This is a genomic window from Flavobacterium sp. UBA7682, assembly GCF_002482945.1.
Classification (GTDB): domain Bacteria; phylum Bacteroidota; class Bacteroidia; order Flavobacteriales; family Flavobacteriaceae; genus Flavobacterium.
On the sequence record NZ_DLGY01000009.1, the window covers coordinates 125,598 to 150,134 of the forward strand.

A 24,537-nucleotide genomic window follows, 5' to 3' on the forward strand; every position below is an offset into this window, starting at 1 on the left:
GTACACAAAATGTTAAGCCGAAAAACCAAACACACCTTACTGAAAATCATCAGCATGTTTTCTGTAGTGCGCGGTTACAACATTCCCGTAATTGCTTTAGCCCAATATTTATCGGCCATATTCATTTTGGCTCCCGAAAAAAGAGCACTCGATGTTTTGCTCGATTTCAACTTGTTTATCATCGTTTTAGTTTCCAGTTTGACCATTGCTTCGGGTTATATCATAAACAATTTTTACGACAGCAAAAAAGACCTAATCAATCGTCCAAACAAATCCCAATTAGACAGATTGGTCAGTCAAAAAACCAAACTACAGGTCTATTTTTCAGTAAATTTCATAGTCTTCTTGTTAGCTTTCTTGGTTTCTTTTCGAGCGGTTCTATTTTTCTCCGTTTACATTTTCCTGATTTGGTTCTATTCGCACAAACTCAAAAAAATCACCATCATAGGCAATCTGACTGCTTCATTTCTAGCCGTTTTGCCTTTCTTCGCGATTCTTTTGTATTATAAAAATTTATATCCGCAGATATTTGCGCATGCCACTTTTCTCTTTTTATTAATTCTAATCAGAGAAATGATCAAAGATTTAGAAAACATCAAAGGTGATATTGCCAACGATTATCAAACCATTCCGGTGCTTTTCGGCGAAGCTTTTTCCAAAAAAGTAATCACGCTGTTAACCGTTTCCACCATCATTCCCATCTATTATTTGGTCGAAGTATTTGAAGTCGGTTACATGGATATCTACTTTTACATCAGCATGATTATCCTGATTTTTTTTCTGCAAAAACTCTGGAAATCCAACTCCAAACCCGATTATTTAAAACTGCACAACATCTTGAAATTCTTGGTAGTTTCGGGTGTATTTTGCATCGTACTCATCGATCCGTCGGTGTTAATTCACGGCAAAAAAATGGTGGAGACTATTGTTCGTTAGGAGCCAAACTTTGGTACAATTGCTAAACCTTTTTCCCGCTTTCCACAATAACTTTTTTATTTGTCACATCGAGCGCTCCCGAAGCTTCGGGAGAGATGCTTTTGTCGGAAATAAAAAAGGATATTTTGTTACAATCGGGGCTAAAATCCAACCATAGCATTTTAATCGGCGGTATAAGCCACTGAAATACGTATCTTTGCACCCACCCGAGGCCAAAATGGCCGAACGGAACGAAGTTAAATTACAGAATTTATGAACAAGAATGAAGGCAATAATAAAAGAGGTGGTTCTCGTCCGAACAGTTCGAGACCAAGCTCTAATAAGCCTAAACCCGCCATGCAGAAAAGAGCGCAAGGCCCGAAAAAGGTTAAGCCAACCACTGAAGATGCCGCTGCAAAAAGAACAGCTAAACCTGCCAAAGCAGTACAAAACAATGTCGCAAAACCCTTAAAATCGGATGACATTCGATTAAATAAATACATCTCCAACTCAGGCGTTTGCTCGCGTCGTGATGCCGATATTTACATTCAATCAGGAAATGTGAAAGTGAACAATATCGTAATCACCGAAATGGGTTACAAAGTAAAACCGGGTGATGTGGTCAACTTTGACGGCGCGACTTTAACACCGGAACGCAAAGAATACATTTTGCTTAACAAACCTAAGAATTTCACCACTTCTAACGAAGACAATGATGATTACAGAAATGTATTGGAATTGGTTCGTGGTGCCACGAACGCCAAAATCCAACCGATTGGACGTATGGACAAAAACACTACCGGATTGTTGATCTTTACCAATGATACCGATATGGTTAGAAAATTCAGCTTACCCAATCAAAAATCAGCTAAAATCTACCAAGTTTCTTTAGACAAGAATTTGAAATTTGAAGATTTAGAGAAAATTTCCAATGGTGTAACTTTAGACGGACACAAATTATACGTAGACGAAATCTCGTATATCGAAGGCGAACCTAAAACAGAAATCGGGTTAAAATTGAGAACTCCTAACGTAAAAGTGGTTCGCGCTATTTTTGAAAATTTCAAATACGATGTCTTGAAAATCGACCGTGTGGCTTTCGCCGGTTTGACCAAAAAGAATTTACCGCGTGGCAATTGGCGTTTCCTGACTGAACAGGAAATTATCAATTTGAAAAACGTTTAAAAAAATTATCATACATTTACCATTATAAAAATTCTCTCGTTCGATTAACGAGAGGATTTTTTATTTCTAATAATATGTCAGCAGAAAAAAATCTCTCAATTGCCCATCTTTGGTTTGAAGCTTTCAACGCACACAACCTCGAAAAATTATTGTCCTTGTACGATGACGAAGCGGAACACTTTAGCCCTAAACTAAAAATCCGCCATCCGGAAACCAATGGTTTAGTCACCGGAAAAGACGCTTTACGCACGTGGTGGCAAGACGCTTTTAATCGTTTACCGACTTTAAACTATAAAGTAACTTCCTTGACTTCCAATTCGGACCGCGTTTTTATGGAATACATTCGAACCGTAGAAAACGAAGCCGATATGTTAGTCGCCGAAGTATTGGAAATCAAAGAAAACAGAATCATTGCTTCACGAGTATATCACGGATAATTTATCATTCTGTTAACAATTCAATTGACCAAAAACCAATAGCTTTACTCCAACTAAACCATTAACTATGAGAAACTTATATTTATTTTCTTCGGCAATTTTATCGTCACTTTTTTTTGTAAGCTGCAAAACTGAAGAAAAACAAGGTGATATCAATGCCATTGCCAAAACCTATTTTGATTACAAAAATGCGCTAAACCCTTTAGAAGCTACTCAAAACGGTCAAAGCCAATTCAATGACCAACTGGTTTTTGAAATGACTGATTCCCACCGAAAAAAGCAAGCTGAATTTTACGCCAAATATGAAAAAGAACTGGCAAGTGTTGATACTACTTCATTATCAGAAGAAGAAAAAAACAGTTTCGACATCATCTCATGGGAAATTACCATTGGTAAAGATTTATTAAAACAAAATGCCAATTTGACGCCGATTCATCAATTTTGGGGAACGCATTTAACCATGGGCCAATACGCCAGTGCCGAAAGTGCCCAACCGTTTAAAACCGAAAAAGACTATCAAAACTTCCTAAAAAGAATGGATGCCTACACGGTGTGGATTGACTCGGCAATGGTGTATATGAAAAAAGGAATTCAAGAAAAAGTAGTCTTGCCAAAAGCTTTAGCAGAAAAAATAATTCCGCAATTTCAAGACGTAATAACGCCCAATGTTGAAGATAATTTATTCTATTCAAGCTGCAAAAAATTCCCGGCTGATTTTACGCAAGAGCAAAAAGACCAATTTTCCAAAGCTTATGCCGACTTAATTAACACCAAACTTACACCACAATTTCAAAAGCTTATTGCTTTTATGAAATCCGATTACGTTCCGGTTTGCCGAACCACAAGCGGAATTGGTAGTTTGAAAGGCGGAGCTGACTTGTATAAAGTCTATGTAAAACAATGGACGACCACTACTAAAACGCCCGAAGAAATTCACGAATTAGGCTTAAAAGAAGTGGCGCGTATTAAAGCTGAAATGGAAAAAGTAAAAGCCCAAGTAGGTTTCAAAGGCACCATCATCGAATTCTTTGATCATGTGAGAAACAAGCCCGAATTAAAACCGTTTAAAACGCCGGAAGAAGTAATTGCTAATTTTGAAAGAGTACACAAAATCATTGAACCTAATGTGAATAAATTTTTCTCTTTACAACCCAAAACCGCCTTCCGAATTAAAAGAACGGAAGCTTTTAGAGAGAATACCGCAAGTGCCGAATATTCTCAAGGCGCCGCCGATGGCAGTAGACCGGGCACGTTTTACGTTCCGATTCCGGATGTAGCCAATTACAATTATTATGGCGATGAGGATTTGTTTTTGCACGAAGCGATTCCGGGACATCATTTCCAAATTTCACTCCAACAAGAGAACGAACTTTTACCTGATTTCAGAAAGTTCAATTGGTTTGGCGCTTATGGCGAAGGTTGGGCTTTATACACTGAAAGTTTAGGAAAAGAATTGGGATTGTACAAAGATCCGTATCAATATTTCGGGATGTTGGGTAACGAGATGCATCGTGCGATTCGTTTGGTTGTTGATACCGGAATACACAGTAAAGGTTGGACACGCGAACAAGCTATCAAATATTCATTGGAAAATGAAGCCGAAAGCGAAGCCAGTATCATCGCCGAAATTGAACGCTATATGGCTATTCCGGGTCAGGCATTGTCGTATAAAATTGGGCAATTAAAAATTTTAGAATTGCGCAAAAAAGCAGAAGAAAAGATGAAAGATAAATTCGATATCAAAGTCTTCCACCAAAAAGTATTAGAATCGGGCGTGATGCCTTTAGCCTTATTGGAAAAGAAAATTAACAACTGGATTACCACCGGAAAATAGGGCCGAAAGTAAAAAAATGTTCTGTAAACATTTCTAGTGAAGTAACCAGCAGGCGCGCTGGAGTTTTTAAATTTTAAATAAAAAGCCTCTCGACTGAGAGGCTTTTTTTATTAGTTACTAATGTTGTTTTCAAGATTATTGAAATCAATCGTATTCCCATTGACATCAAAAAATTCATAATTGTATTTTAACTTTCCGTCGACTTCATCAATCTTGATAAACATTTGGTAAAACCCTTGACTCCATTCTACAATCACATGGTATTGATAATCGGCAACGCCAAAACTACTCGGCAAATTACTGGTGTAAAGTAGCTTCTTCGATTTTAAATTAAGCGTATTGACTTCAATATTTTCATACTCGCCCATTTCCGCATCATTCACTTTTTTACCCAAATAATCAACACTCGCCACGGCTTTGGCCATTTTCTTTTTTTCTTTGCCTTTGTTGTAATCATCTTTTATAGAGAATATTACATCTTTCAAGGAACTTTTTCCGGCATTGACTAAGGAGAATTTGATTTGGTGATTGTACATTAATTTATGTACTTTCTTATTGCCGTCTTCAGTCGAACTTTTTTCACTTAAATCGTTATCCACAATTTCTATAATGGGAATATTTTGCCCGGCAGATAAGGTAAAAGTATCAAATCTTAGGGTTTTTATTTTTTGCTCTGCTTCGTCAACAATTTTATCCTTTTCAACAATTTCCGCATTCAACACCTCAATTTGCTTAATAGCTTCTTCCAACTGTTTTTGTTTTTCCGCCGAAATGGAATTGGAACTATTTCTATATAGCAAATACCCCGACAGTGCTAACAAAACAAATCCAAAAATTCCCAGTACCACAGTTATCATAAGCTTTTTCCCTTTCATTAGAATAAAAGATTTACCTCAAATTAGTATTGATGCTGTAAAAATAATCGAATTTTCAAAAATTAAAACACTCTAAAAGAACAAACTGTAAACATATTATTAACCAATTGGTAACAATAAAAAAGCCCCAACTTTCGTTAGAGCTTTATTGTGCGGGTAATAGGACTCGAACCTACACGCCTTGCGGCACCAGATCCTAAGTCTGGCACGTCTACCAATTTCGCCATACCCGCAAAATCGTGAGTGCAAATATAATCATAACTTCAAACTTTCAAAGGAAAATTATTAAAAAAAATAACGCTCAATTTTGTACTTTTGAAGCACAACAAATTTAAACCCATGGACAACATCAAAAATTACGTTCAACAAAACAAAGAACGTTTTATAAATGAGTTAATTGAACTCCTAAAAATCCCTTCCGTAAGTGCCGACAGCGCTTATGCCCAAGACGTAATCAACACCGCCGATGCCGTAAAAGCCAGCTTGGAAAAAGCCGGTTGTAACTTTGTAGAAATTTGCGAAACGCCGGGTTATCCAATTGTTTTTGGGGAACATATCATCGACAAGAATTTACCAACGGTTCTGGTTTACGGTCATTATGATGTGCAACCGCCGGATCCAATTGATTTATGGACTTCGCCTCCATTCGAACCGGTAATCAAAACTACTGAAATCCATCCGGAAGGAGCGATTTTTGCCCGTGGCGCTTGTGATGACAAAGGTCAGATGTACATGCACGTCAAGGCTTTTGAATACATGATCCAAAGCAATTCGCTTCCGTGTAACGTGAAATTCATGATTGAAGGTGAAGAAGAAGTGGGTTCCAAAAGTCTAGGCTGGTTCGTAGAAAAAAACCAAGACAAACTAAGTTGCGATGTGATTTTAATTTCTGATACCGGAATGATATCCAACCAACAGCCATCAATTACAACCGGTTTGCGTGGTTTGAGTTATGTAGAAGTAGAAGTAACCGGACCAAATCGCGATTTACATTCCGGTTTATACGGCGGCGCTGTGGCCAATCCGATTAATGTATTGACCAAGATGATTGCTTCGTTGCATGACGAAAACAACCACATTACCATTCCAGGATTTTATGACAAAGTAGAAGAACTTTCGGCAGCCGAAAGATCTGAAATGGCGAAAGCACCATTCTCTTTAGACAAATACAAACAAGCCTTAGACATCGCCGATATTTATGGTGAAACAGGTTATGTAACCAATGAAAGAAACTCGATTCGTCCAACCTTAGACGTTAACGGAATTTGGGGAGGTTATACGGGTGAAGGTGCCAAAACAGTTATTGCGAGCAAAGCTTACGCCAAAATCTCTATGCGTTTGGTTCCGAATCAAGATTGGGAGGAAATCACCGAATTATTTAAAAAGCACTTCGAAAGCATCGCTCCAAAAGCCGTGAAAGTAAAAGTAACACCACATCACGGCGGACAAGGTTATGTAACGCCTATCGACAGCATTGGTTATCAAGCCGCGAACAAAGCCTATACAGAAACCTTCGGCGTGCAAGCCATTCCGGTGCGTTCCGGCGGAAGTATTCCGATTGTGGCTTTATTTGAAAAAGAATTAAAATCAAAAACTATCTTGATGGGATTCGGTTTAGATTCTGATGCAATTCACTCGCCTAACGAGCATTTCGGAGTATTTAATTACTTAAAAGGGATTGAAACGATTCCATTGTTTTATAAATATTTTGTGGAGTTGAGTAAGTAATATTGCTCGCAAAGACGCAAAGTCACAAAGAAAATCCGTTTATTCCTTTTTTGAATAAACGGATTTTTTATTTGTTGGGCGTTCACTATTGCAGAAATTCTTTCTTAAACAGAAACCAAACACAAGCAATAGCGGCGGGCTTTACGCACTCGCTTCCCGATAAAAATCGGGAGAGCTCAAACAATGCTTCAATCCCTAACGCAAACCATAATAAATTAGACGTAAATGTTAAATTTTTACTCTACAGTTGTAGAATTGATTTTTTATTCTACATTTGTAGAGTTAATGTTAAAAACCTCAGCACAATGCAGTTATCCAATTCAGAAGAACAATTAATGGAACATTTGTGGAAATTGGAGAAAGCCTTCATGAAAGATTTATTAGAAGCCTTTCCCGAACCCAAACCGGCAACGACAACCGTGGCAACACTTTTGAAAAGAATGATTGACAAAAAGTTTGTGGCTTATAACGAATTTGGAAACTCACGAGAATATTATCCATTGGTCAAAAAATCGGACTATTTCTCCAAACACGTAAACGGATTGATTAAAAACTTCTTTAACGATTCGGCTTCTCAGTTTGCTTCCTTCTTTACGACTTCAACCAATTTATCGGAAAAAGAATTAGAAGACCTAAAAAAAATTATTGATGTTGAACTTCAAAAAAAGAAAAAATGACCGACTTCCTAATTACATCCAGCATCAGCCTGACTGTCTTTCTTGGCTTTTATCATTTGGTCCTTGAAAGAGAAAAAATGCACCAATTCAATCGGTTTTACTTATTGTTTTCGATTGCAATTTCACTCGTGCTTCCGTTTATAACTTTTGAAATAATCAAAGAAATTCCGGTTACAGCAATTCCAGAACCGATTTACATGCCGATTCCAATTTCACCTGAAATCGTTCCGGCAACCGAAACCATCAATTATACTTCACTTTTTTTATGGGGTTTATATGGATTGACAACACTTATTCTTGTGTTCAGATTCGGTAAAAACATTTGGAAACTAACTTCAAAATCAAATTCCAATCCAATTATAAAATACAAAAACGCGCAATTGGTTTTAATTGATGAAAAAATACTTCCACATACTTTTTTGAATTCTATTTTTATCAATTTTGACGACTACAATCTGCGAAAAATTGAAGACGAATTATACACCCACGAATTGGTTCATGTTAATCAAAAACACACATTAGACATCTTGTTTATTGAGTCTTTGAAAACCGTTTTTTGGTTCAATCCGCTATTTTACTTTTATAAAAAAGCCATCCAACTCAACCATGAATTCCTCGCCGATGAAAAAGTGGTGGTAACCTATAATAATATTCCGTTTTACCAAAGCTTGCTATTGCAAAAAGGAAGCGAGAACCCAACGATTTGCTTGGCCAGTAATTTGAATTATTTAGTAACCAAAAAACGCTTAATCATGATGACTAAAAACACTTCTAAAACATTGGCTTTGCTAAAAAAAGCAACCATTTTACCCATAATTTTCGGATTGATTTATTTATGCTGTGTGGAAATTGTGGCGCAAGAAACAGCATTACCGACAACAAATAAGGCTGAAAAAAGCATAACTAATGAAGATAAGATTAGAGATCGTTATTACTCCAACGTCAGAGTCATTTTGAAAGATGCAAGGAACGGTACAACGATTGACAAAATGTATGAAGAACTAACCCTTGAAGAAAAAAGAAAGTATTTGAGTTGGGTTCCCGATATGATCATCGAAAAAGAAATTCCGGAACCTTTGTTTCAGAAAATGAAAACCAAAAATATGGCGGTGTGGATTAATGGCAAAACAAGTAGCGCAGCCGAGATTCAAAAGTACAAGAGAACCGATTTTTCGCATTATACTTATAGTTTTGTGCACAAAAATGCTCGTTCAAAACGTTTTCCTCAAGAATACCAATACACGTTGTATACCAAAAAATATTTTGACGAAAATCTAAAAAACAGCCATTTGCATTTCGGAAATGACACTTTAAAAATGGTCATCTCAAATTACAAAAAAAACAAAGTCGATGAAATCCTAAACCAAAGCAATCCGGACACAATCGTTTGGCATACCAAAGGAAAGGAAGAGTATAATTTGTATATCAAAGATACAGTCAAAAAAAGTAAAATTATCGAGAAACCAAAACCAACCTACAATCCGGAAGTACCCATAAAAAAAGACAGTAGTGATGTTAAATCGGTAGCTGAATTGACTGAAAAACCCGAGTTTGAATTAGGACTGGAAGCCTTTTTCAAATACATTGGCGCCAACTATAAAATACCGGAAGAAGTAACCAAAAACAAACTAAAAGGAAAGGTTTTTGCCAGTTTCATCGTGGAGAAAGACGGAAGTTTATCCAACATAAAAATCCTCAGAGACATGGGTTACGGTACTGGAGAAGAAGCCGAAAGAGTCTTGAAAAATTCACCCAAATGGAAACCGGGAAAAATAGACGGAAAACCGGTGAGAACAATGTACAGTTTGCCAATTTCCATAAAATCTGAGTAGATGAATTGGAGAATTCTATCCTTTTTGATGCTTTTTTTATTGGTTTGCAGTTGTAAAATCAATAAAACGGTAAATCATGACCGCGTTGGAAAATGGGTTTACAAAGACACGGTAAACGGCATTCAATACAAATCAAAAGGACGATACAAAAAGAGTATAGAAATCAAAACTTGGAGATATTACCAAAACCGAAAACTAGTTAAGACCGAGAGATATTTGAATGGCATTTGTCATATCAAAACTTTTGACCACAAAGGCAACATTACTTCAACCGGTCAATCGATGATGGTAGAAGAACAAGACGGAACGCATTGGTATATCATTGGAGAATGGACTTTTTTTGATCCAAACGGTAAAGTTATTGGCATCAAAAAATACGAAAAAGGCGAATTGGTTTCGGAAATAGCAATGTAAAATACTATTCTTTTAAAAACTGCTTCGAATAGCTGGAATCATCTGTTTTGATTTTCAAATAATAACTTCCCTTTGCCAGTCGTGAAACGTTGATGGTTTGTTTATTTCCAATTTCTTTTTGGACAATTTGCCCTAAGTTATTATAGATTTCAATCGCTTTGACATCTAAGTTATCCATTGTCTCAATATGCAAAATATTTTTAGCCGGAACAGGATGAATCGTAAATAGATTATCTGCCTCAAAATCATTTTGCCCTAAAACGGCAATTACAGAACTTGTAGTATTGGTAACAATCGGAAAATTATAATCAAAGAAAATACTCGCTTGATTGCTAAACGTCACGCCTTGAATTACGCTCGGCAACAATTTTATTTTGAAAACCAAATAGCCATCATTGATAGAATCATCAAATGGCAAGTTGATATTTTCAAAAATAAATTCAGCGGTATTTCCCGTAATTCTTGTGAAGAAACTATGGCTTCCGGTGATTGGCGTTAAAGTTGAAATATCAAATTTGGTAGCATCAATAACATCTTTTACCACTATGTTTTGTGCCGGAAAAGTGCCTGTGTTTTCAAATCTGATTCGATAGGAAACATAATTCCCAATAAAATCATTGCTCAACGATTCTCCTTCTAAACAAATTTTATCATTTGGATCAAAAGAATTCACGACAGTCTGATTCAATGAATGGGTATTAAGATACGGTATTGCTGCATCGGTTTCGCTTATAGAAGTTGTATAACTCAACACATCATTGCTATTCAATGGAGGCGTTTCCATCGGACTGTTAAGATTGAACGTTAAGTTTATTGTTCGGGTTTCAAACGGCAATAAATTCGCAAATGACCAACTCAAAGCTCCACCTAAAATGGCTGTTGGAGTGATTGAAGCAGCAACAAAATCCAAAGTTGCATCGGGAAAATTTAGTAATATCATTCCACTGTCAATAGTGTTTCCGGTATTCTTGTAGACTATTTTATAATTTGCATCAAATCCAGAAACCGCTGGACTTAGCGGAATTAAGGTAATATCAAAATCATGTATTGCTGCGCCTGCGGACAAACAAAAGTTTTGATTCAGCGGACTGTTTTGGGTTGGAAAATTGACCGTGACATTGGCTGGTGTGATTGCAAATGCTGCTGAATTCTCAAGAACCGGTGTTATGGTGTGCGTTCCGAAACCAACATTTAGTGTATAATTCCCGGAAGCATCAGAAATTATAGTGCCTGTTTCACTGCCATTGGTAATGGTAAACTCTTGATAAGGAATTGGGAAATCATTAATATCACACCCATTGGCATTAAAATCAAATTTTGTTTCTCCGCTTACCGTATAATAAATGCCACCAGGAGTGAATGTGCAATAAGAATTGACCTGAACCTGATTTTGCAACCCCAATTGGTTGATTCTTGATTGAATATTAGGCCTTTCGCCATCGTCCACACAGATAAAGGATAAATTAGGACAACTCCAAATACTCAAGCTTAATGCAGGATTTTGAAAAATATCACCTCCTTCATTACAACTAACAGTAGTATGATTGAATCCGTTTTTTAAAATGACATATTCCAAATTTGGACTATTAGAAATACTGAGATGCCCTTGATCTTCCGGATCACAAGAAGTAATCATCCTAAAATTTCCTAAATCAAAAAAAGTGTTGTTGGAGTTATAATAAATATTCCCCGGTTGTATGTAATTTTCACTAAAAAGGACTCTGTCAACCATGTTATTTCCAAGAAAAACATCACACTCATTGTTAAAACTAAAAAGTGAAAGATCTAAAAGTGAAAATTGATTATTCCTAAAATCGGCACTGGAATAAGCAGAAGTAGTTCCATTAACTTGAATGGTCGTTAAATTATTATGACTGACACTGAAAAACTCAAAAGTAGCATTATCAATGACTAAACTCGTAAGCTGATTGTGACTCAGATTAACGGTTTCGTAATAAGTACCGCTTTCAATCGTATAAGAGGTAAGATTGTTATAACTCAAATCAAGACCTTCTTTAAAGGAATCCCAATTTACACTAACTGAAGTTAAGGCATTGTGATTGGCGTACAACATTGACAAAGCTGTCGGCGCCAATATAGAGATTGTAGTCAGTAAATTGTTATTACAATTGAGGTATTTTAAACTGGTAAAGTATTCTATCCCTGTTAAATCTGAAATGTTCGCATTGGACACATCCAGTTGCCAAACATTGTCAACTTCACTCACTTCAAGCTCACCATCGTTATTGGAATCAAGATATATATCATTTGGATTATTGGTCACTGCTACATAAGGCTGCATCAATTTCGCTTTAAAATTAGCATCCGGAAAATTGATGATTTGTCCATTAACTAAACCGCAGAAGAGTAAGCAAAAGAATAAGTAAAAATGTTTCATAACCAAATATTTACCATTTAAAAGTAATCTTTTATTTTAATTTACCAATATAAAAACAAAGTTTTTAAGTCACTATCAAATTACTCTCAACCCATCATTAAATTAATTATCAACGTCTTACAATAAACCAAAAGTTTTGGCGTTATATTTGTATAATCATCATAATCAAAATCTTCCGAACCCGTTTCGGAGTAAAATCAATCATCATGTTAAAACGTTTCTTCCTTCTTTGTTCCGGTGTCGACAGTGACATCGTGAACTCTTGTTCCAATGGCGAACAAAACAAATACGCAGGCATTGGCGCTACCGTATTTTTTACAGCAGTAATGGCATTTATTGCCGGCAGTTATGCGCTTTATACCGTTTTCGACAATATTTATACCGCGGTTTTCTTTGGATTGATTTGGGGATTTTTAATCTTCAATCTCGATCGGTTTATCGTTTCTACCATCAAAAAAAGAGATCGTTTTTTAGACGAATTTATTCAAGCTTCGCCTCGAATTTTGTTGGCCATTATCATCGCCATCGTGATATCGAAACCCTTGGAAATAAAAATTTTTGAAAAAGAAATCAATACCGTTTTATTAAAGGAGAAAAATGAAATGGCGATTGCCAATAAAAATCAGGTGTCTAATTATTTCAAAGGCGATGTTGATAAAAACAAAGCCGAAATGGACAGCTTAAAGTCATCGATTGCCAAAAAAGAAAAAGAGGTTTCGGCCTTATACGATTCCTATATTACTGAAGCTGAAGGTTCAGCCGGAACGAAAAAAATGGGCAAAGGTCCAATATACAAAGAGAAACGTGCCGCACATGATTTGGCCATCAAACAATTGGATTCGTTAAAAATTTCGAGTGCGAATGCTATAGCCGAAAAAGAAACCCGAAGCAAAACACTTCAAGCTGATTTGGATAAAAAAGTTTCAGAATCTCAACCTATCATTGACAGTTTCGATGGTTTAATGGCAAGAATTAATGCTTTAGGAAAATTGCCTTGGTTGCCATCCTTTTTTATCATGTTGTTGTTTTTAGCCATTGAAACTTCTCCTATTTTCGCCAAATTATTATCCCCCAAAGGCGAATACGATTTGAAACAAGAAGACCAAGAAATGGGCATCAAAAATGTCATTGAACAAAACCGTTACCAAAGCGAATTGCAAAAGAAAACCGATGCCGAGATTTACGATAAGGTTTATGCCGACATTCGCGACGACAAAGAATTATACCACTACAAGAAAAAAGGTGCTATCGAATTGCTCAAACTTCAAGCTGATGGTTTTGTGGATAAGCAGAAGAAATCGATGTAGGATTAGGTAGGCATTAGGCAAAAGTAAAAAAGGCAATAGTTAGAAAATTTAACTATTGCCTTTTGCCTTATCACTATTGCCTTAAATTACATATGGCTTAGAATCTCTTTTTTGTAATTATCATATTCACCTTGAAGAATCAATCCGTTGTCTAGTAACTTTTTGTAGTTCTGTAGTTTTTCGAACAGTTCGTCTTGAGACAATTCTGCCAAACCCGATCTGTCATCCGGAAATTGTTTTTCGTCACGGTAACCTGATTGCTCCACCGGAATAATTTCTGCATAATTGATTACTTCTACAGTAGCTACTTCCTCAATTACTTCGGGTTCTTCGATGACTTGTGGCTCTTCAATAACCTCAACGGCTTTGGGTTGCTCAACAATTGGCGTGTCTACTTTTGGATGCTTTAATAAATCCAATTGCTCTTTGGCAAAAGTGTATAATTTACGCGCTTGATTTTTAGGTAAATAATCAACGGTATGCGTCAAATCTGACTTGGTAGAAAATGTAAAATCAGCCCCTAAAATCCCTTCTTTTACAAAACTCGCTTCAATATCATCCCAATCATAATCGATAAATTCCATTGACAAGCCTAAGTTTTTAGGTTTGCAAAGGATGATTCTTTTATTGGTCACGACAATGCTGTCGGGAAACATGTTTACAGCTGGTTTTTTTTGAACAGCGATGTATCCGATTTCTTCGTTTGACATTAGTAAATTATCCAACTTGGCGGTGATTTTCTCAATCGCCTTTGGATCTTGGTCTTCGTTTAATATCTTTTTTAAATTATCTAACATGGTTTGGTGTTTTAATTTGACGCAAAATTTTTAGCAAAAGTAATGCCTAATTCTCATTTTCGAGAATTTCGTTTTGAATTTTTTTAGTCAAACTTTTGAAAACCAATTCATAGGAATGATTTATCAATTCGCACATCATTTTATCCGAAACATCGCCATGGAAATCAACCGTATTCCAATGGATTTTACTCATGTGATAACCGGGCTTAATGGCGTCGTATTCGGCACGTAATTCTTCGGCGCGTTCCGGATCACATTTTAAATTGAGTGATGGTGTTTCTTTTTCCCATTCCTTAAGCGAAGTTAGGCAAAACATTTTGCCGCCGACTTTAAACACCAAAGTGTCTTCATCAAACGGAAAGTGTTCAGTTACACCTTTTTTAGAAAGGCAAAATTCGTAGAGTTGTTGTATGTTCATGGTATTACTTTTTCCATCATTTTTTCGGGATGCGCCAAGGCTGTAAATCCAAATTTTTCATATAAAAAATGGGCGTCAGACGTTGCCAAACGCCAAATCTTGACTTGTTGTAATTGGGGTTCTTTCATCATTGTTTCAATCAACAGAGAAGAATAACCATTTCCCCTATGTTGTTCGTCAATAAATACATCCATCAAATAAGCAAAAACGGCATAATCCGTAATCACTCTGGCAAAGCCAATTTGTTTGTCATCCAAATAAATCCCGAAGCAAACCGAAGCATCAATCGTAGTTTGTACCTCTTCAATCGTTCTTCCGGCTGCCCAATAAATATCTTTCAGGAAGTTTTGGATAAATGGAACGTCAAGCTTATTTTTATCGGTTGAAACAGTGATCATTAGTGGTCAGTGGTCAATTTTTAGTAATCAGTTAAATCGTTTAAGTTTCAAATATTGGGTTTTGTTCTCTACGTTATTCTACTGAACACTGAATACTATAAAGAACAGGTTTACTTGGCGATGCATCATTTTCAAAAGAAGCAATTTGCAAATTCAGCATATAACTTCCATCTTGAACTTCGTCGTTTACATAAATCATTTCGGTAATTGTACAATCCAATCGAGCATCTGTATTGAGATTGTTGACATTTTTGACATTCCAAAAGGCTTTGTGTGCTAATAATTTCCCTTCGTCTTCTTCCCTATCGACACTTGGCAAATCAATCAGCAAATGTTTGATGCCGCTTTCTCGAATGAAAATCGAAGCCTCTTCTGATAAATAGGGCGGATTAGTGCGTGAATAATTTTTATTTTTTTTACTTATTTCATTGGGCAAAGTCCGAATGACAATGGCTTCTGGTGTTTTACCAGCCAAAGCGGAGGCTATTTGAAATTTAGTGATAATTAAATCATCAACTATCCTTTCGGGCTCAATTGAAATCAATTCTGCCGTAAAGAAAAACTGCTTCAAACATTGATTGATGCTGTAAAATTCTTTGGTAATATGTCCGAGACATTCGGTGTGCGTACCGTGTCCGTGTGGATTGAAGAAAATATTGTTGAAGTTGGTCGAACTGCCTTCGGATACTTTTCCAACCCAATCGCCAAATTTAACCGGTTCAATTTCGGGTTTTTCAATATACCACGCAATCGGATTGGCATCGGTATTGGATAATGGAATAGAGATATCAATGGGTTTTGATAAGTCGATTTGGAAGTTGTTTATTATTGCTATCATATTGTTTAACCGCAAAGCTCGCAAAGAATTACGCAGAGCTTGCAAAGGTTTAAAGATTATTTACAATTCTTTTTATTCCGTTTTTTTATCATTTCACAAAACAAACACCCTTAGTAATTGTAATCTAAAATGCTAGTATACAATGTTTTATAAACAAAAAAGCAAAGTCAAATACACTTCAGACAATCCATTCTCTATCATAATTATCTTATTCTTTGCGTAATCTTTGCGAGCTTTGCGGTTAAATCATTCCAAATTTAGCAAAAACAAATCACTTGCAATTCCGTCTCCTAAAAACTTACCGCTTTTGGTAGTTCGCAAAACATTGTCATCTACAAAAAGCAAATGATCTTCGATGTATTTAGCAGATTGTTGATTCAAATAGTCAAGGTATTTTGGCCCAAATTCGGTTTCGATTCTATCCAAAGAAACGCCCCAAATGGTGCGCAAACCGGTCATGATGTATTCGTTATACCGATCTGTTTTGGTTAAGGTTTCGGTTTCAATCGGCAATTGATTTTCGGCTAAAGATTTTAAGTAAAGTGAATTATTAGACACATTCCAACCGCGTTTTTCGCCATCATAACTGTGTGCTGACGGACCGATTCCGATATATTTTTTGCCCAACCAATAACTGGAATTGTTTTTAGAAAAATAGTTCTCTTTTCCAAAATTGGACAATTCATAATGTATGAATCCGTTTTCCTCTAACTTGTCTACCAAAATATTGAAGTGTTCTTGTGCCAATTCGTCATCCAATTGCGGAATGATGCCTTGCTTGATGAATAGGTCCAAAGCCGTTTTTGGCTCGACAGTCAAAGCATAACTCGAAATGTGTGGAATATTATAAGACAAAGCCATTTCGATATTCTGAAGCCATTTTTCATTACTCATGTTCGGCATGCCGTAAATCAAATCGATGGTAATATTGTCGAAATATTGCGTGGCGATTTCCAAACACTTTTTGGCTTCTTCCACATTGTGCGCGCGATTCATCAGCTTTAAATCATCTTCAAAAAAAGATTGGATTCCGATGGACAAACGGTTGATTCGGTTATTGGATAATTCAGTTATTCGTTCTTCGGTTAAATCATCGGGATTGGCTTCGACAGTGATTTCGGGATTGTCGACAACAGTATAATTTTGATAAACGGCATCAATCAACAACTCTAAATCTGCAATGGACAATATACTTGGTGTTCCGCCGCCGAAATAAATGGTTTCGACAACCTCATCTTCAAATTCACTTTTACGCATTTTTATTTCTTTGGCCAAAGCCAAAACCATTTCGTCTTTTTTCTTTAAGGAAGTCGAAAAATGAAAGTCACAGTAATGACAAGCTTGTTTGCAGAAAGGAATATGGATGTAGATGCCGCTCATGTTTAGTGGTCAGTGGTCAGTATTTAGTGGTCAGAACTTTTTACTGAGCACTAAATACTGAACACTATTTTTTTATTCGTTCTTCATTCTGTTTTACAAAAGCATCCCAACCGGTATAACTTTTTGTTCCGGTTACTTTACCCGAGTTGAAAAAATGACAAACCGCCGCCGCTAAACCATCGGTTGAATCGAGATTTTTGGGTAATTCTTTCAAGCCTAAAAGCTGTTGGAGCATTTTAGCCACTTGCTCTTTGCTGGCATTTCCGTTGCCGGTGATGGCCATTTTTATCTTTTTGGGTTCGTATTCGGTGATGGGAATTTGACGTGATAAACCTGCGGCCATTGCCACGCCTTGCGCTCTTCCTAACTTCAACATCGATTGCACATTCTTTCCGAAAAATGGTGCTTCAATCGCTATTTCATCAGGATGATGGGTTTCGATGAGTTCGATGGTGCGCTCAAAAATGACTTTCAGCTTGGTGTAATGGTCATCATATTTGCTCAAAATGAGTTCGTTCAACTGAAGGAACTCCATTTTTTTGTTGACTACTTTGATTAACCCAAAACCCATAATGGTTGTTCCTGGGTCAATTCCTAATATGATGCGTTCGTTCATTTTCGTTGTCAGTTGTCAGTTGTGGGTTGTCGGTTTAATTTATTTTCAAATTCTCAAATCTTCAAATCTTCAAATCCATTTACCTACTTTTGCAACAATGATTGCAATTCCTCACAAAGCTAAACAATTCGTCGTTTTTTTAATCAAACTTTTGATTGTAACTGCTGCTTTTTATTTTATCTATGACCAATTGGCGAATAATGACCAACTCGATTGGAAAAAGTTCAGCACTTTAGTCAAAGAAAAACAATCAGTTTTAGGAATACTGTTCTTACTTTCCTTTAGTGTTGCCAATCGTTATTTAGAAATCTTGAAATGGCAAAATCTGGTTTCTTTCATCAAACCGATTTCCGTAGGCGAATCGACTAAACAAGTGCTTGGTGCTTTAACTGCGGGAATTTTTACGCCCAATGGGTTAGGCGAGTATGCCGGAAAAGCGTTGTATTTTGACAAAAAGAAAACCAAAAAAATCATTTTCCTCAACTTGATTTGCAACGGAATCCAAATGATTTTGACAGTTATTTTCGGGACGATTGGTTTATGGATTTTGGGTTATAAGTTTTGGGCTTTAATTATTGTTGGATTTTGTATTTTATTTTTCGGAATCTCTTTTTTGACGAAATCAATAAAAGTCAAGGGCTATTCCATTGAAAAAATTTTAGCCAAAATCAACGAAATCCCGAAAACCATTCACAGCAAAAATATACTCTTGGCTATTGGGCGTTACTTGGTTTTTTCGCACCAATACTATTTTTTATTTCTGGCTTTTGATGTAGATTTACCATATCTAACAATGATGGCATCGATTGCGGCGGTTTATTTTTTGGCTTCTTCTTTACCGAGTTTTCAGTTTTTAGACTTTGCTGTAAAAGGAAGTGTCGCGATTTTTTTCTTCGGAAAATTGGGTGTTAACGAATGGATTGTTGTTTTTATTTCCACTTTGATGTGGTTTTTAAATGTCGTTTTACCGGTGGTTATCGGAAGTTATTTTGTCTTAAAATTTAAACCGAAATGGAATTAATTACAATTGCGCTTTACTTGGTATTATTACTTTATGTCATCCTAATGGTTCAATTGATTTTGGGTTATGACAAAGTGAAATCTTTTAAAAGAACGGATGTTGAACCCAAAACGGCTTTTTCCATTATTCTTCCGTTTCGCAATGAGGAAAAGAATTTGCCTAAATTATTAGCATCCTTTTCGAAGCTCAATTATCCCTATAAATTAATCGAGATTGTGATGGTCGATGATTTCTCGACCGACAGTTCGGAGCGTGTTTGTATCAAATGGCGATTAGAGCATGAGTTTTTGGATACGACACTTTTAGAGAATTTACGTTTGTCGAATTCACCCAAAAAAGATGCGATTGGACGCGCGGTTCCGATTATCAAACACGATTGGATTATTACCACTGATGCCGATTGTACTGTACCTAAAAATTGGTTGCTGACTTTAGACGATTACATTCAAAAAAACCAACCCGAAATGATTGTTGGCGCTGTCGCTTATAAAACAAAAAACAACTGGTTTCACAAGTTCCAACAACTAGATTTATTGAGTTTGCAGGGCACAACGATAGGCAGTTTTGGGATTGGGAAACCGTTTATGTGTAATGGCGCTAATTTTGCCTACACCAAAAAACTCTTCAACGAATTGGATGGTTTTAACAGCAATGACACAATGGCGAGTGGCGATGATGTCTTCTTATTGCAAAAAGCGACAAAGCATCATTTGGACAAAATTCATTACCTAAAAAACACGGAAAGTATCGTTAAAACCAAACCTGAAAACGATTTGTTTCACTTCTTTATGCAGCGCGTTCGTTGGGCAAGCAAAACTACCGGCTACCAAAGTACTTATGCGAAGTTTTTAGCGGTTATCATACTAATGATGAATGTTGGGTTGGTTGTCGGTTGTCTGTTGTCTGTAATCGGGATATTTGACTTACGCCTATTGCTTGGTGTGTTTTCGGCTAAATATTTGGTGGATTATTGGTTGCTTTATAAAACCAACCGCTATTTATTAAAAGGAAAATGGATTTTGCCTTTAGCGACCAGCATTATTTATCCTTTTTACTCGAGTTTGGTTGGGATTTATTCTTTGTTTGGTAGTTTTTCTTGGAAAGGCAGACAATTTTCTAAATAGCCCGGATAGCAGTGAAAATCCTTTTTATAGTTTGTAAAAAGCCCTTCGACGGCGCTCAGGGTGACAAACTATAAAAAGATTGTAACGTAAAGCCGGAAAAAGCTCCTAAAAAAATTATTCCTGCTTAATAATCACCGGAAGCACAAACTGTGTTTTGACCGGAATACCTCTTTTTAAAGCCGGATTTACTTTGGGAAAATCGATTAGACGCGCACGAAGAATACTGTCGATTTTGATGGTGTCGTAGGCTACGGAATCTTTTGGGAATTCGGGTTTGAATTCTAAAGTGGCATCGGGTAAGACAGTCACTCTGACTTCTATCGTGTCTAATTTTGGAAACATTGTCGCCAAAGTATCAATGGCTAGTTTTTGTTCGATTGTAGCGGTTAAAAAGTCGAAAAAACATTGTTTGCGTTGGTTGGCATCTGTTAATTTTTCACAATCGCCTACAGAAGGATATTCATCGACTTCTTTCCAATTGATTTCTTGCATTTGCTTGTCTAACAATTCTTGTTCGGAAGGCACTTTCTTCTCCAAGTATTGGCAGGAAATACATAAGGTTAGTAAAAATAAAGCGAATGCTTTTTTCATGTAAGGTTTCCATCGGATTAACAGTTTCAAAAATAAGAAATTATATTCACGAAGCTACGGTTTGCCCAAAAAAGAAAAGCCTTCTCGAAAGAAGGCCTTGTTATTTAGAACTTAAAAATTATTCTACTATCAATTTCTTCACTACTTTCAAGTTAGCATCGGTTGTCACTTCTAAAAGATACATTCCTTTGGAAACAGAAGACAAGTCTAACATTTGAGTGGATAAAGAATTAGCGGATTTTTGCGCCATAATCATTTTACCTGACACATCGTAAACGGCAATGTTATTGATTGTTCCATTGTTTTTAACGGTAATGGTTACGATATCTGACACCGGATTTGGATAGAATACAAAATCTGCATTTTCAAATTCGCCAACGCTTAATTGTTGTACAAATTCAGTATTGAATGTATTGGTAACAATCGCCGGATTGAAATCGAAGTAAATCGAAGCCGTATTCGGAATGATATCGCCTACGGCATAACCCGGCATTGGTTTAACCATAAAAGTAATATAACCTTTTCCTATGTTCGTATCGGCTACAGATGGCGGCAACATAATGTCATCAAAATACCAATTGATATTATTCCCTATTCTGTCCATAACATACGAATGGCTGGCGCTAATCATTCTAACGCTATTCACATCCAATTGCGAATTTAAAACATCGTTAATTCTAACGTTAATCGCATCGGCAGTTCCGGTATTTTCAAAACGAATCGTATACGTTAAGAAATCGTTTGGTGTAAATGTCGAATGCAGTATTCTTTCGCCATGGGCTTCCATTTTGTCATTCGGGTCATAAGCTCCAATAATGATTTGGGTGTTGGCTGCCGAATTATTCTCCGGAACTACATCACCGGTAAGCGGAACAATAGAAGCGGTATTGGTTAATAATCCGTCAATGTTTACCGTTGGTATCGTCGGCACTTGCATCACAACCGTCATTTCTCTTGACTCGAAAGGCAACAAGTTGGTGAAACTATACGTAAAACCATTTGCAATTGGCGTTGTTCCCGCTTGTGAATTTGCGATGATTGAAACTAAAGCATCGTGATTGAAAGTCACTGTTCCGGAAGCAATAGTTTGATTTCCATTATTGGTATAAACTATTTTATTCGTATAATTAAATCCTGGTCTTGGAGCATTTATCGGAACTATCGTTACCGCCAAATCATTATAAGTTTGCGTTATCGTAATCGGGAAATTATAGGTTTGCATGCCGGCACCGATTATTACATTTACATTGCTGTAAGAAGCGGTTGTAATACCATAAGAAGCAATATAGTTAGGGTCAATCGCATAACTCAAATCATAGGAATTTGATCCATTAGTATCATAAATATTATAGATTCCGGTTGGAGAAACTATATTGTGAACATTTCCATTGTCGTTGATTTCATAAGTAAATTGTCCTAATGGGAAATTTTGTTCACCGTTGTCGTGTGTTCCGTTATTGTTAGCATCTAAAAAGGCATTCAATGTCAAACCGGAACAATCTATGGCACCAAGAGAACTGGAGAGTTCATTTATAGTTATTAATCCCTGTTGATTACTAAAATTAGTGACCATCAATAAATAGTATTCTCCCGGTTGTCCATTTGGAATTATAGGATATTCAATTGCTGCAGTTGAGTAACTACAACTAACTATGTTATTTGGCGATATTTGACTACAAGCATTAGACAAAGAAGAAAATGGGCCGTAAACGATATAATCCACATCTGATTGTACTCCATTTACAGAAGTTTGTGAAATTTGTAAATTAATAGTTCCTGCTCCGCTTATTGGCAAATAAAACCAAGTTTGATTTGGCGTGGTAACTAAACAACCAAAAGCTCCAGTCGAACTCATCATGGTTGTATTCTGAAAAGGAACGCCCAAAGAATTACACAAAGAATTTGCACCAACACAAGTAGAGGCTAAATTACAATTGGCATAGACTTGCAATTGGAATGTATGAATAATATCACAACCATTAGGCACAATTTCCCGAACAAAAACATTGGTAATTGGACTTTGAATCCCAATATTTAAAGATGAAGGATTGGTAAACGGCACGACTTGATTTTGGGCATTGGCTAAACTCGGATAATATTCCAAAGCATTGGTGGAATTGATTTGCGCCTGAACCGAAGTTAAATCAAAAGTGACTATGCTGTCATTATTATCGTCACACTGTTGCATGTTGCTAAGTAAAAGGACATTGTTTGAAAAAGTTTCTACGACTAATGCAAACCCAAAAACTTGATGTTCCATTGTGGCATTATCTTCCAGTCGCGCATAAATAACCTGACCATGTTGGGCGCAAAAATTAGCCGGATTAGAAATAGCAGCTGCATCATTATCGGCGTCAGCTTGAGATAAATGATAAGTGATGGTGTATTCTGAAGGATTTAAAGTACCCATGATATAACCATCATTTGAAGTGAGATCAAAACAGGCTTGAGCAGTATCTCCACATTGAATTAAATTAAAAGGTTGCCCGGCTTGAGGTGCACAAGGTCCAATATCAAAAGTAATCCATTCTGCATAGGCACTCGTTCCATTATTGTCACAATTGGCACTTACTGAAAAGACATAGGTTGAACCACAAGCTAAATCGGTTAAAACAAATGGATTTACTTGAGTAAAAATAGTTGCCGTTGTTTCGCCATTGGTAGAAATCATGATATTCCATGAAGACTCATTGGCATTGGCTGTCCAACCAATTACTGCTGAAGTCGGTGTAATACTGTTTACTATTAACTGCGTTGGTGCAGGACAATTTGTGTTTTCACAGGTAATGGTAATCAATTCAATCATACCGACAGAAAAACAACCACTCCCGGCAAAAACTGATCGGTAATAAACCGGTGGTTGATTTGGAGCCATAACCGGACTGAGATAGCAACTTGGATTTTGAATAGGATTATTTCCAGTTTGGGCATCGGCTAAAGTTTGATAATATGTAACAAACACCGAAACTTGCCCTTGAACAATTTGAGCCTCAACAGTAGTTAAATCCCAACAAGGAAAACTAGTAGTTACGCTGGCGCAATTGGTGACTGTTACCGTTGGAGCTTGTGGTCCTGAATTAACATTCAGGTTATAAGTCAAAATCATAACTTCACTGGTAGCAACAGTCACTATTCTAACAAAAATGGTTTGTGTAAAAGGATTTATATTCATGTAAGGACTTGACAACGCATTGGTTCCTACGGTCGCATCCGTTTGCGTTTCGTGATGGGTAATCAAATAGTCTTGGGCATTTAAATTGCCAAGGATTTCAAATGAGATTTCTCCAAGCCAAAAAGAGGCTATTCCATCATTGTTATCATCGCAGACATTGTTGAATTCTGTGGGTTGATTAAAGTTTTGGGCTAATAAAATTGCAGTTGAAAAAAATAAAGCAAGGGTTAGTAATAGTTTTTTCATCGGTGAAAATTGGTTTGGTTGATTGATAATTGCCCGCAAATATCATTATACTCAAAAGGCAAGACAAGTTACAAATTTTCAATCAATTACAAGAAAAAAACAAATTATTGAAGCCTATGATGTTTACTTTTATGCTTAAAGCCAAAAAAACAAGTAGCCTAAAGTGGTATAAAGCAAAAAAGCCATCCACAATAAAGTGGAAAGCTTTTCATTGGTCTAACTACTAAACCTGCTACGAGTTACAAAGTCGTAGCGAAACAACACAACTAATCTTAGATACTTTATTGGAACCTAAACAGATTTTTCAAAAACCTATTTTGGGCAAAAAAGGTTT

Annotated in this window: 21 protein-coding genes and 1 tRNA gene; 11 read left to right on the forward strand and 11 right to left on the reverse strand. The window is 36.5% G+C overall.

Annotated elements, in window-relative coordinates; translation table 11 throughout:
• The first annotated feature begins 9 nt into the window (after positions 1-9).
• The 4 genes from B3C16_RS02220 to B3C16_RS02235 all read left to right on the forward strand — a co-directional run bounded on the left by B3C16_RS02220 (position 10) and on the right by B3C16_RS02235 (position 4,371).
• The gene (locus B3C16_RS02220; protein ID WP_121312590.1) at positions 10-936 is read left to right on the forward strand and encodes a geranylgeranylglycerol-phosphate geranylgeranyltransferase; all 927 of its coding nucleotides are present in this window, start codon (positions 10-12) and stop codon (positions 934-936) included.
• 252 nt (positions 937-1,188) lie between these two features.
• Positions 1,189-2,100 carry a pseudouridine synthase gene (locus B3C16_RS02225; RefSeq protein WP_291128353.1) on the forward strand — a complete coding sequence of 304 codons (912 nt, stop codon included), beginning with the start codon at positions 1,189-1,191 and terminating at the stop codon, positions 2,098-2,100.
• Positions 2,101-2,174: 74 nt separating this feature from the next.
• The gene (locus B3C16_RS02230) at positions 2,175-2,537 is read left to right on the forward strand and encodes a nuclear transport factor 2 family protein (protein ID WP_291128356.1); all 363 of its coding nucleotides are present in this window, start codon (positions 2,175-2,177) and stop codon (positions 2,535-2,537) included.
• Between the two features lie 67 nt (positions 2,538-2,604).
• Complete coding sequence (locus tag B3C16_RS02235) at positions 2,605-4,371, forward strand: DUF885 domain-containing protein (RefSeq protein WP_291128359.1); 1,767 nt, start codon at positions 2,605-2,607, stop codon at positions 4,369-4,371.
• A 110-nt stretch (positions 4,372-4,481) separates the two neighbouring features.
• On the opposite strand, the gene B3C16_RS02240 is transcribed toward B3C16_RS02235, so the two are convergent.
• Complete coding sequence (locus tag B3C16_RS02240; RefSeq protein ID WP_291128363.1) at positions 4,482-5,246, reverse strand: hypothetical protein; 765 nt, start codon at positions 5,244-5,246, stop codon at positions 4,482-4,484.
• 151 nt (positions 5,247-5,397) lie between these two features.
• Positions 5,398-5,479: transfer RNA gene (locus B3C16_RS02245), tRNA-Leu, on the reverse strand.
• Between the two features lie 106 nt (positions 5,480-5,585).
• On the opposite strand from B3C16_RS02245, the gene B3C16_RS02250 reads away from it, so the two are divergent.
• The 4 genes from B3C16_RS02250 (at position 5,586) to B3C16_RS02265 (ending at position 9,897) form a co-directional block, all read left to right on the forward strand.
• Positions 5,586-6,974, forward strand: a complete 1,389-nt coding sequence (locus B3C16_RS02250) for a dipeptidase (RefSeq protein ID WP_291128366.1) — start codon at positions 5,586-5,588, stop codon at positions 6,972-6,974.
• A gap of 305 nt (positions 6,975-7,279) precedes the next feature.
• The gene (locus B3C16_RS02255; RefSeq protein WP_176307016.1) at positions 7,280-7,651 is read left to right on the forward strand and encodes a BlaI/MecI/CopY family transcriptional regulator; all 372 of its coding nucleotides are present in this window, start codon (positions 7,280-7,282) and stop codon (positions 7,649-7,651) included.
• Complete coding sequence (locus B3C16_RS02260; protein WP_291128371.1) at positions 7,648-9,483, forward strand: energy transducer TonB; 1,836 nt, start codon at positions 7,648-7,650, stop codon at positions 9,481-9,483. Before B3C16_RS02255 ends, B3C16_RS02260 begins: the two co-directional genes overlap by 4 nt.
• Positions 9,484-9,897 (forward strand): hypothetical protein, encoded by a 414-nt coding sequence (locus tag B3C16_RS02265; protein ID WP_291128374.1) that lies wholly within the window; start codon positions 9,484-9,486, stop codon positions 9,895-9,897.
• 4 nt (positions 9,898-9,901) lie between these two features.
• Here B3C16_RS02265 and B3C16_RS02270 read toward each other — a convergent pair whose 3' ends face one another.
• Positions 9,902-12,295 carry a DUF7619 domain-containing protein gene (locus B3C16_RS02270; RefSeq protein ID WP_291128377.1) on the reverse strand — a complete coding sequence of 798 codons (2,394 nt, stop codon included), beginning with the start codon at positions 12,293-12,295 and terminating at the stop codon, positions 9,902-9,904.
• A gap of 206 nt (positions 12,296-12,501) precedes the next feature.
• Between B3C16_RS02270 and B3C16_RS02275 the strand changes: the two genes are divergently transcribed.
• Positions 12,502-13,602, forward strand: coding sequence for a DUF4407 domain-containing protein (locus tag B3C16_RS02275; RefSeq protein ID WP_291128380.1), 1,101 nt, complete (start codon positions 12,502-12,504; stop codon positions 13,600-13,602).
• Between the two features lie 86 nt (positions 13,603-13,688).
• Here the strand turns inward: B3C16_RS02275 and B3C16_RS02280 are convergent, their stop codons facing one another.
• The 6 genes from B3C16_RS02280 to ruvC all read right to left on the reverse strand — a co-directional run bounded on the left by B3C16_RS02280 (position 13,689) and on the right by ruvC (position 18,049).
• On the reverse strand, positions 13,689-14,399 hold the full coding sequence (locus B3C16_RS02280; RefSeq protein ID WP_291128382.1) for a PH domain-containing protein: 711 nt from the start codon (positions 14,397-14,399) through the stop codon (positions 13,689-13,691).
• Positions 14,400-14,445: 46 nt separating this feature from the next.
• Positions 14,446-14,817, reverse strand: coding sequence for an MmcQ/YjbR family DNA-binding protein (locus tag B3C16_RS02285; protein WP_121312579.1), 372 nt, complete (start codon positions 14,815-14,817; stop codon positions 14,446-14,448).
• A complete protein-coding gene (locus B3C16_RS02290; RefSeq protein WP_291128385.1) occupies positions 14,814-15,215 on the reverse strand; it encodes a GNAT family N-acetyltransferase in 402 nt (133 codons plus the stop codon). The genes B3C16_RS02285 and B3C16_RS02290 overlap by 4 nt, the downstream gene beginning before the upstream one ends.
• Positions 15,216-15,288: 73 nt before the next feature.
• Positions 15,289-16,053, reverse strand: a complete 765-nt coding sequence (locus tag B3C16_RS02295; protein WP_291128387.1) for a cyclase family protein — start codon at positions 16,051-16,053, stop codon at positions 15,289-15,291.
• Between the two features lie 246 nt (positions 16,054-16,299).
• The gene (gene hemW / locus B3C16_RS02300; RefSeq protein ID WP_291128390.1) at positions 16,300-17,433 is read right to left on the reverse strand and encodes a radical SAM family heme chaperone HemW; all 1,134 of its coding nucleotides are present in this window, start codon (positions 17,431-17,433) and stop codon (positions 16,300-16,302) included.
• Positions 17,434-17,497: 64 nt separating this feature from the next.
• Complete coding sequence (ruvC, locus tag B3C16_RS02305) at positions 17,498-18,049, reverse strand: crossover junction endodeoxyribonuclease RuvC (protein ID WP_291128392.1); 552 nt, start codon at positions 18,047-18,049, stop codon at positions 17,498-17,500.
• Between the two features lie 97 nt (positions 18,050-18,146).
• Between ruvC and B3C16_RS02310 the strand changes: the two genes are divergently transcribed.
• Together B3C16_RS02310 and B3C16_RS02315 are read left to right on the forward strand one after the other, a co-directional pair.
• Positions 18,147-19,070: a lysylphosphatidylglycerol synthase domain-containing protein gene (locus tag B3C16_RS02310; RefSeq protein WP_121314977.1), complete on the forward strand. Its 924-nt coding sequence runs from the start codon at positions 18,147-18,149 to the stop codon at positions 19,068-19,070.
• Positions 19,061-20,194 carry a glycosyltransferase family 2 protein gene (locus B3C16_RS02315; RefSeq protein WP_291128396.1) on the forward strand — a complete coding sequence of 378 codons (1,134 nt, stop codon included), beginning with the start codon at positions 19,061-19,063 and terminating at the stop codon, positions 20,192-20,194. Before B3C16_RS02310 ends, B3C16_RS02315 begins: the two co-directional genes overlap by 10 nt.
• 114 nt (positions 20,195-20,308) lie before the next feature.
• On the opposite strand, the gene B3C16_RS02320 is transcribed toward B3C16_RS02315, so the two are convergent.
• Together B3C16_RS02320 and B3C16_RS02325 are read right to left on the reverse strand one after the other, a co-directional pair.
• Positions 20,309-20,785 (reverse strand): hypothetical protein, encoded by a 477-nt coding sequence (locus B3C16_RS02320; RefSeq protein WP_291128398.1) that lies wholly within the window; start codon positions 20,783-20,785, stop codon positions 20,309-20,311.
• A gap of 118 nt (positions 20,786-20,903) precedes the next feature.
• Positions 20,904-24,203, reverse strand: a complete 3,300-nt coding sequence (locus B3C16_RS02325; RefSeq protein WP_291128401.1) for a DUF7619 domain-containing protein — start codon at positions 24,201-24,203, stop codon at positions 20,904-20,906.
• Positions 24,204-24,537 lie beyond the last annotated feature (334 nt).

What these genes read in the sequence shown, in the direction of transcription:
- hemW (WP_291128390.1), bottom strand. Translation starts at nt 17,433, where the DNA reads ATGAGCGGCATCTACATCCATATTCCTTTCTGCAAACAAGCTTGTCAT.
- B3C16_RS02275 (WP_291128380.1), top strand. Translation starts at nt 12,502, where the DNA reads ATGTTAAAACGTTTCTTCCTTCTTTGTTCCGGTGTCGACAGTGACATC.
- B3C16_RS02290 (WP_291128385.1), bottom strand. Translation starts at nt 15,215, where the DNA reads ATGATCACTGTTTCAACCGATAAAAATAAGCTTGACGTTCCATTTATC.
- B3C16_RS02320 (WP_291128398.1), bottom strand. Translation starts at nt 20,785, where the DNA reads ATGAAAAAAGCATTCGCTTTATTTTTACTAACCTTATGTATTTCCTGC.
- B3C16_RS02255 (WP_176307016.1), top strand. Translation starts at nt 7,280, where the DNA reads ATGCAGTTATCCAATTCAGAAGAACAATTAATGGAACATTTGTGGAAA.
- B3C16_RS02285 (WP_121312579.1), bottom strand. Translation starts at nt 14,817, where the DNA reads ATGAACATACAACAACTCTACGAATTTTGCCTTTCTAAAAAAGGTGTA.
- ruvC (WP_291128392.1), bottom strand. Translation starts at nt 18,049, where the DNA reads ATGAACGAACGCATCATATTAGGAATTGACCCAGGAACAACCATTATG.
- B3C16_RS02315 (WP_291128396.1), top strand. Translation starts at nt 19,061, where the DNA reads ATGGAATTAATTACAATTGCGCTTTACTTGGTATTATTACTTTATGTC.
- B3C16_RS02250 (WP_291128366.1), top strand. Translation starts at nt 5,586, where the DNA reads ATGGACAACATCAAAAATTACGTTCAACAAAACAAAGAACGTTTTATA.
- B3C16_RS02220 (WP_121312590.1), top strand. Translation starts at nt 10, where the DNA reads ATGTTAAGCCGAAAAACCAAACACACCTTACTGAAAATCATCAGCATG.
- B3C16_RS02230 (WP_291128356.1), top strand. Translation starts at nt 2,175, where the DNA reads ATGTCAGCAGAAAAAAATCTCTCAATTGCCCATCTTTGGTTTGAAGCT.
- B3C16_RS02310 (WP_121314977.1), top strand. Translation starts at nt 18,147, where the DNA reads ATGATTGCAATTCCTCACAAAGCTAAACAATTCGTCGTTTTTTTAATC.
- B3C16_RS02265 (WP_291128374.1), top strand. Translation starts at nt 9,484, where the DNA reads ATGAATTGGAGAATTCTATCCTTTTTGATGCTTTTTTTATTGGTTTGC.
- B3C16_RS02225 (WP_291128353.1), top strand. Translation starts at nt 1,189, where the DNA reads ATGAACAAGAATGAAGGCAATAATAAAAGAGGTGGTTCTCGTCCGAAC.
- B3C16_RS02270 (WP_291128377.1), bottom strand. Translation starts at nt 12,295, where the DNA reads ATGAAACATTTTTACTTATTCTTTTGCTTACTCTTCTGCGGTTTAGTT.
- B3C16_RS02260 (WP_291128371.1), top strand. Translation starts at nt 7,648, where the DNA reads ATGACCGACTTCCTAATTACATCCAGCATCAGCCTGACTGTCTTTCTT.
- B3C16_RS02235 (WP_291128359.1), top strand. Translation starts at nt 2,605, where the DNA reads ATGAGAAACTTATATTTATTTTCTTCGGCAATTTTATCGTCACTTTTT.
- B3C16_RS02240 (WP_291128363.1), bottom strand. Translation starts at nt 5,246, where the DNA reads ATGAAAGGGAAAAAGCTTATGATAACTGTGGTACTGGGAATTTTTGGA.
- B3C16_RS02325 (WP_291128401.1), bottom strand. Translation starts at nt 24,203, where the DNA reads ATGAAAAAACTATTACTAACCCTTGCTTTATTTTTTTCAACTGCAATT.
- B3C16_RS02280 (WP_291128382.1), bottom strand. Translation starts at nt 14,399, where the DNA reads ATGTTAGATAATTTAAAAAAGATATTAAACGAAGACCAAGATCCAAAG.
- B3C16_RS02295 (WP_291128387.1), bottom strand. Translation starts at nt 16,053, where the DNA reads ATGATAGCAATAATAAACAACTTCCAAATCGACTTATCAAAACCCATT.